At 67.6% G+C, this 7,336-nt stretch carries 6 protein-coding genes and 2 pseudogenes; 5 read left to right on the top strand and 3 right to left on the bottom strand.

What is annotated here, in order from left to right:
• The first annotated feature begins 143 nt into the window (after positions 1–143).
• Both DJ74_RS00750 and DJ74_RS00745 read left to right on the top strand, forming a co-directional pair.
• Positions 144–1,214, top strand: coding sequence for a DUF1611 domain-containing protein (locus tag DJ74_RS00750; RefSeq protein WP_094525992.1), 1,071 nt, complete (start codon positions 144–146; stop codon positions 1,212–1,214).
• The gene (locus DJ74_RS00745) at positions 1,211–2,251 is read left to right on the top strand and encodes a dipeptide epimerase (RefSeq protein ID WP_094524888.1); all 1,041 of its coding nucleotides are present in this window, start codon (positions 1,211–1,213) and stop codon (positions 2,249–2,251) included. Before DJ74_RS00750 ends, DJ74_RS00745 begins: the two co-directional genes overlap by 4 nt.
• A gap of 43 nt (positions 2,252–2,294) precedes the next feature.
• Here the strand turns inward: DJ74_RS00745 and DJ74_RS00740 are convergent, their stop codons facing one another.
• The gene (locus DJ74_RS00740; protein WP_094524889.1) at positions 2,295–3,176 is read right to left on the bottom strand and encodes a PspA/IM30 family protein; all 882 of its coding nucleotides are present in this window, start codon (positions 3,174–3,176) and stop codon (positions 2,295–2,297) included.
• Between the two features lie 176 nt (positions 3,177–3,352).
• Between DJ74_RS00740 and DJ74_RS00735 the strand changes: the two genes are divergently transcribed.
• Positions 3,353–4,324: a sugar phosphate isomerase/epimerase gene (locus DJ74_RS00735; RefSeq protein ID WP_094524890.1), complete on the top strand. Its 972-nt coding sequence runs from the start codon at positions 3,353–3,355 to the stop codon at positions 4,322–4,324.
• Positions 4,325–4,340: 16 nt separating this feature from the next.
• A complete protein-coding gene (locus tag DJ74_RS00730; RefSeq protein WP_094525991.1) occupies positions 4,341–5,519 on the top strand; it encodes a Gfo/Idh/MocA family protein in 1,179 nt (392 codons plus the stop codon).
• A gap of 65 nt (positions 5,520–5,584) precedes the next feature.
• Here the strand turns inward: DJ74_RS00730 and DJ74_RS00725 are convergent, their stop codons facing one another.
• Positions 5,585–6,922, bottom strand: a complete 1,338-nt coding sequence (locus tag DJ74_RS00725) for a tyrosine-type recombinase/integrase (protein WP_254922112.1) — start codon at positions 6,920–6,922, stop codon at positions 5,585–5,587.
• A 54-nt stretch (positions 6,923–6,976) separates the two neighbouring features.
• On the opposite strand from DJ74_RS00725, the pseudogene DJ74_RS00720 reads away from it, so the two are divergent.
• Positions 6,977–7,111 (top strand): annotated as a pseudogene (locus DJ74_RS00720) (gfo/Idh/MocA family oxidoreductase); the annotation flags it as partial.
• Between the two features lie 33 nt (positions 7,112–7,144).
• On the opposite strand, the pseudogene DJ74_RS00715 reads toward DJ74_RS00720, so the two are convergent.
• Positions 7,145–7,336, bottom strand: a pseudogene (locus DJ74_RS00715) (type IV pilin); the annotation flags it as partial.

Below are 7,336 nucleotides of genomic sequence, written 5' to 3'. Positions count from 1 at the left end.
CGCTCACCGGCACGCGCCACTGCAGTTCAGGTATAAATATCACGGCGCGCGTTCGAGTGTCGTCCGGTGAGATCGGCGCTGCCGAGTCGACCGGTCGTCGAGCGCTCGACCCTTTTAACAACGCCCGGAGCGAGCGACCCACCATGGACCACGAACGGATCGTCATCCTCGCCCACGAGAAGTTCCCCGGCCGCGCGAAGACCGCGCTCGGCGTGATGCGCTACGGCGACCAGGACGTGCGCGCCGTCCTCGACCGCGACCGCGCCGGCGAGCGCGTGCGCGACCACGTCCCGGACGTCTCGGACGCGCCGATCGTCGGGTCGTTCGGCGAGGCGCACGCGGCCGCCGACGGCGACGTCGACGCCGTATATATCGGGATCGCGCCGATCGGCGGCGGCTTCGACGAGTCCTGGCGGTCGGACGTCGAGGCCGCGATCGAGGCCGGCTGCGACGTGGTGAGCGGGCTCCACTACTTCCTCAACGAGGACGAGGAGCTCGCCGCGCTGGCCGCCGAACACGGCGTCGACCTCGTCGACGTTCGCGAGCCGGACGACGACCTGACGGTGGCGACGGGCGCCTCCGGCGACGTCGACGCCGACGTGGTGTGTACGGTCGGCACCGACTGCTCGGTCGGGAAGATGACCGCCTCGCTGGAGATCGTCGCCGCCGCCCGCGAGCGCGGGATCGACGCGGCGTTCGTCCCGACCGGCCAGACCGGGATCATGATCGCCGGCTGGGGGAACCCGATCGACCGCGTCGTCTCCGACTTCACCGCCGGCGCCGTCGAGGACATGCTCGTCGAGGTCGGCGACGACTACGACCTCCTCGTCGTCGAGGGGCAGGGAAGCATCGTTCACCCCGCCTACTCGGCGGTCACCTGTGGCATCCTCCACGGCTCGATGGCGGACGGGCTGGTCCTCTGTCACGCCGCGGGGCGGGAGGCGATCCACGGGTACGAGTCGTTCGCGCTCCCCTCGCTTCCGGAGTACGTCGACCTCTACGAGGGGCTCGCGGCGCCCGTCCGCGAAGCGAGCGTCGTCGCCGGCGCGCTCAACACGAAGGACGTCGACGACGACGAGGCGGCCGCCGACGCGGTCGACGCCTTCGGCGACGCGGTCGGCGCGCCCGCCGCCGACCCCGTCAGAGACGGCGCCGACGGGATCGTCGACGGGATCGTCGAGGCCGGGCTCGGCGGGGAGACCGTCGACAAATGAGCCTCGACACCGCGTTCGAGCGGGTCTCGCTTCCCCTCGAGGACCCGTTCACGATCTCTCGTGGCACCCAGACGGAGGCCGAGAACGTGATCGTCCGGATCACGGACGAGGGCGGGATGACCGGCGTCGGCGGGGCCGCCCCGTCGGCCCACTACGGCGAGACGGCCGCCACCGTCGAGGCGGTGCTCCCGGACCTCCTCGCGGTCGTCGAGTCCGTCGGAGACCCGCACGCGATCCGCGAGATCGAGTCGCGGATGGCGGCGGCGATCGGCGGCAACCCGGCCGCCCGGGCCGCCGTCTCGATCGCCGTCCACGACCTCGCCGCGAAGCGGCTCGGCGTCCCGCTCCATCGGCTCTGGGGGCTCGACGCGTCGGCCGCGCCGGCGACCTCGTACACCGTCGGGCTCGACGAGACGGAGCGCGTCCGGGAGAAGGCCGCGGCCGCGGTCGAGGCCGGGTACCCGATCCTCAAGATCAAGCTCGGCACCGACCGGGACCGCGAGCTGATCGACGCCGTCCGAGCGGCCGCGCCGGAGGCCCGACTCCGCGTCGACGCCAACGAGGCGTGGACGCCCCGCGAGGCGGTCGCAAAGAGCGAGTGGCTCGCCGACCGCGACGTGGAGTTCGTCGAGCAGCCGGTGCCCGCCGCGGACCCGGAGGGGCTCCGGTTCGTCTACGAGCGGTCCGCGCTCCCGATCGCCGCCGACGAGTCGTGCGTGACGCTCGACGACGTTCCCGCGATCGCCGACCGCTGCGACATCGCGAACCTGAAGCTGATGAAGACCGGCGGCCTGCCCGAGGCGAGACGGATGATCGCCGCGGCGCGAGCCCACGGGCTGGAGGTGATGTGCGGCTGCATGATCGAGTCGAACGCGTCGATCGCGGCGGCCGCCCAGCTCGCGCCGCTCCTCGACTACGCCGACCTCGACGGCTCGCTGCTGCTCGCCGAGGACCCGTATGACGGGATCGGGATGGGGAACGGTGAGATCCGGCTCGAAGGACAGGAGCGGGCGGGGACCGGAGCGCGCTCGGAGTGAGGCCGGAAGCGAGAACGGCGGCGGCGACCGGCGCCCGGCTTCGTTAGTTCCGCGGCTCGTCGGCGTCGACCTCCGACTCCTCCAGTTCGACGTCGACCTCCTCGTCGGCACCGGCGTCCCCGTCGAGGTCAGCCTCGAGGTCGTCAGCGTCGATCTCCGATTCGATGTCCGCCAGTTCGTCCTCGACTTCCTCGTCGGTCGCGCCCCCGCTGTCGCTCTTCGGCTCGCCCTTCCCGAGCTCGCCCTTGAGCGTCTCCAGTTCGGCGTCGACCTCGCTGTTCGTCGAGAGGCTCTCCAGCTCGCGGTCGATGCTGTCCTTGTCGGAGAGCGCGTCCTCGAACGCGCCGGACTCCTCCAGCTCGTCCATCGCCTCCGCGCGCGCCTCCATCTCCTCGGTCCGCTCCTCGGCGCGCTCGATCGACCGGCTCACGTCCTCCATCTCGTCGCCGACGCCGGTCATCGCCTCCGAGACGCGCGAGGACGCCTCCGCGGCCTCGTAGCGGGCCTTCATCGTCTCCTTCTTCGTGCGGAACTCCTCGATGCGGTTCTGCAGCTTGTTCTTCTTCTCGACGAGCTGATCCTGGGTGTCGTTCAGCTCCGCTATCTGCCCCTCCAGCTCCTCGATCTGGGCCATCTTCGACTTCTTCTTCTCGAGGGCCTTCCGCGCGAGGTCGTCGCGGTCCTGCTGGACCGCCTCGCGGGCCTGTCGGTTGTGCTTCTCGACGTTCTCCTCGAGCTTGCGCTTCTGGATCTCCAGGCGCTTCTTCTGGGTCGTCAGGTCGGCGATCCCCTGCTTGACGTCTTGGAGCTCGTCGCGCATCTGTTCGTACGAGTAGTCGAGCGACTCCGTCGGATCCTCCGCCCGGTTCAGGAGGGCGTTCACCTTCGAGCGGATGACGTAGGAGGCGCGCGAGAGGATTCCCATAGTCCGTCATACGCGTTCCACCCGTTAAAACCTCATGTGGTTCGCGGCCCCGCGTCGGACCGAAAGGAGACCGAATTGAGGCCGAAAACGCCCGGAACGGGGGTGAGATCCGGCCGTCGGCACCCGTCGGTCGCCAGCACCTGAAGATTTATTCGGGGTGTTGTACTATTTCGCGCATGGATATCGGCGTACTGACCGTTCCGCTGGGCGGAGAATCGACCGAAGACGCGGCCGCGTACCTCGACTCCATCGGGGTCGACGCGGTCGAACTCGGCGTCGGGGGGTGGCCCGGCGAGGACCACGTCGACCGCGAGTCGCACCTCGCCGACGAGGCCGCGCGCGAGGACCTGCTCGGCCTGCTCGACGAGCACGACCTCCGGATCTCGGCGCTGGCGACCCACAACAACCCCCTCCACCCGGACGAGGAGCGCGCCGCGGCGGCGGACCGCGAACTCCGGGAGGCGATCGAGCTGGCCGACCTGCTCGGCGTCGGCACGGTGACCTGCTTCTCCGGGCTCCCCGCGGGCGCGCCCGGCGACTCGACGCCGAACTGGGTCACGGCGCCGTGGCCGAGCGAGCACGCCGACGCCCACGAGTACCAGTGGGACGAGGTCGCGATCCCGTACTGGAACGACCTGGCGAAACACGCCGACCACCACGGCGTCGACGTCGCCATCGAGATGCACCCGAACATGCTCGTGTACGAGCCGACCGGGATGCTCGCGCTGCGGGAGGCCACGAACGAGCGGATCGGCGCCAACTTCGACCCCTCGCACCTCTACTGGCAGGGGATCGACGTCACCGAGGCGATCCGGTTTTTGGGCGAACGCGACGCGATCCACCATTTCCACGCCAAGGACACGAAGGTGTACGACGCGAACGCCCGCGTGAAGGGCGTGCTCGACACGGCGGACTACACCGCGGAGGCCGACCGCTCGTGGCTGTTCCGCTCGATCGGCTACGGCCACGACGAGGCCCACTGGAAGGACGTCGTCTCGACGCTCCGGATTGTCGGCTACGAGGGCGCGCTCTCGATCGAACACGAGGACTCGCTCACCTCCTCTCGCGAGGGGTTAGAGAAGGCGGTCGACGTGCTCGATCGGGCCGTCTTCGAGACGCAGCCGGGCGACGCGTACTGGGCGGAGTAAGACGGAGGACGCAATCATGACACGGGAACCACTCAAGATCGGCGTGCTGGGGTATCGCTTCATGGGCAAGGCGCACGCGAACGCGCTGGCGCGGCTTCCGATGTTCTTCCCGGACGCGCCCGACGTCGAACGTCACACGCTCGTCGGGCGCGACGAGGGGGCGCTCGCCGACGCCGCGGACCGCTTCGGCTTCGCGCACACCGCGACGGACTGGGAAGACGCCCTCGACGAGGTGGACGTGTTCTACAACCTCGGGCCGAACCACGTCCATGCGGAGCCGTCGATCGCGGCCTTGGAGGCCGGCGTTCCGGTCCTCTGCGAGAAGCCGCTCGCGCCGACCCTGGACGAGGCGGCGGCGATGCGCGACGCCGCGGCGGACGCCGACGTCCCGGCCGGCACCGCGTTCAACTACCGGTTCGTCCCGGCGCTCCGCTACGCGAAGGGGCTGATCGAGGACGGCGAGCTCGGCGAGATCCGGCAGGTCCGCGGGCGGTACCTCCAGGACTGGCTCGCGGACCCCGAGGCGCCGTGGGCGTGGCGCATGGACGCCGACATGGCGGGCTCGGGCGCGCTCGGCGACCTCGGCGCGCACACGATCGACCTCGCGAGCTTCCTCGTCGGCGACGAGGTCGGCGGGATAGACCGCCTCTCCGGCCACCTGCAGACGTTCGTCGACGAACGGCCCGTCTACGAGGACGGCGGCGACGTCGACGAGGGCAGCGAGGGCGGCGATGGCGGCGACGCCGCAGTCGCGGAGTACCGCGACGTGACCGTCGACGACGCCTACTCCGCGCAGGTCGCCTACGAGTCGGGGGCGATCGGGACGTTCGAGGCGACCCGGTTCGCGACCGGTCACAAGAACGACCACGCGATCGAGGTCCACGGCTCGAAGGGGAGCCTGAAATTCTCCTTAGAGCGGCTCAACGAGCTGGAGGTGCTCCGCGATGGCGACCGCGGCTACCAGACGGTACTCGTCACCGACGAGACGGACCCGTACGTCGACCGGTGGTGGCCCCCCGGTCACGTCATCGGGTGGGAGCACACCTTCGTCCACGAGAACTACGAGTTCTTACGCTCTGTGTCCACAGGAAATATACCGGACACGTTCCCCACTTTCGAGGATGGGTATGAGGTCCAGCAAATTCTTGAGGCGATCACAGAGGCCGACAAACGTGGGGAATGGGTGAATCTGTAGCCGCGAGACGCTGCGGCGTTCCGAAGGCACACCGCGGTGTGTGTTGCGTCAACAAACCCTGATATCTAACTATTCTCGTTGATTCGCTCGGCGACCCGGTCCGCGATCTTGTCCATCAATTCGTCGCTTTGCATAATCGCGTCCATATTCTCATCAAGCGCCGACTCGACCACCTCGATCTCTTCCATCGTTTCGCCGCCTTGTGGGTCGGCCTGCTTGTACGACTCTTCGATCCCTTCCGTGATTTGCGACTTCGCGTCTTGTGCGTCCGGTGTGTATACCGTCCCACAGCCCGGGCACGCCTTCGCCGACCCCGGCAGTGGTTCGTCACAGGTGATACACGTCGCTGGGGTCAGCGCCGAGTCGTCTTTCTCCACTTCGTACCCGTGCGATTCCTCCACAGCGAGATTGAACTCTTGGTCCGACAGGTGTTGGTAGGTCGTTTCCATCACTCGCGAATCCTGATTGTGACCGATGAGGAACTTCACCTTCGAGTCGTCCATATCGTAGTCGCGTTTACATGTCGTCACGAAGAAGTGCCGGAACGCGTGAGGGTTCACGTCCTTCTCAACGTCCGCTCGATCGGCGAGTACTTTCAGCCGGGTCATGAGTGATGTGCGACCGAGATAGTCGCCCGCAGACACACCATTCGGCCGGTTCGATCCCGGCAGCCCGGTGATGAGGTAGTCGTCGGGATCACCGGTCGGGTGTGAGCGTGTCCATTCACGGACGGCTTTCTGTGCGCCTAGTAGCGGTCGTTTCTCGCCGATCTTGTCGGCTCCCTTGAGTCCTAAATCATCGGTGTTCAGCCGGTACCGGCCGCTTTCCCCCTCTTTGGGATCCACGTCTTTCAGCCGAAGGGTTTGGATCGCTCGGACACGTTGGCCCGTGTACGCCAGCATATCGATGAGGCACTGGTCGCGCCAGTTGGAACACGCGCTTCGCATCGCCTCCACGTCGTCGCCAGTGAGCACGTCCTCCGGCTCGATCGTCCCGTTCGGGTTCTCGACTTTGACGAACACGATCCCGTCCGGGTCCGCGCGGGCGGCGTCGCCGTGGTAGCGAAGGAATTTGATGAGCGCCGACTGTCGCTGTTTGATCGTCTTGTCCGCGAACCCGTCGTCCTTCCACGTCGCGAACTGTTCGTTGAACGTGCCGGTCGACACGTCGAGTAGATCGTCGTCGAGTTCGTCCGTGAGCAACCGCAGCGCGCGCCCGTAGGACACAAGCGTCGACGCCGCTTTCGTGTCGATCTTCCCGTTCTTGGTGTGTTGATACCCCAAATCCTCCGGATCAAGCGCGCGGAGGAACTCGGTGATAGCGTCGGCGTCGCCGTCCGGAAGTTTGGACACGCGCTCTTTTTCGGATTCGTATCGGTGTCGCGGATCCGTTGCTCGTCCCATACTCCACCGTCTCATGCGAACATCTTGTAATTTATCCAAGACCATATACGTATGAACCATATGTTCCTCTCGGCGGTCGCCGAGGGCGGCGAGTTCTCGCCGTCGTTCGCGGAGGGGTACGAGGTTCAGAAGACGCTCGACGCGATCGAGCGCTCCGACGAGCGCGGCGAGTGGGTGTCGGTGGAGTAGGTCGCGGCTCGGTTCGATTCGTCCTCGCGCTCGTCAGAACCCACCGCCGCCGCCGAGCGGGTCCGCTCCCGGCTCCTCCTCGGCCCACTCGCTTATCGCCGAGTCCTCGCCGTCGTAGGTGCCGAGGGTCTCGCGGGTGTCGAACGCGACCGGCTCCCAGACCACGTCGAACTGCTCGTTCCCGGTCGCGTTCGGCACGACCACGCGATCGCCGGGCTCGACGAC

This window comes from Halorubrum sp. Ea8 (assembly GCF_002252925.1).
Lineage (GTDB): Archaea > Halobacteriota > Halobacteria > Halobacteriales > Haloferacaceae > Halorubrum.
This window is presented reverse-complemented; position numbering and strand designations above follow the sequence as displayed.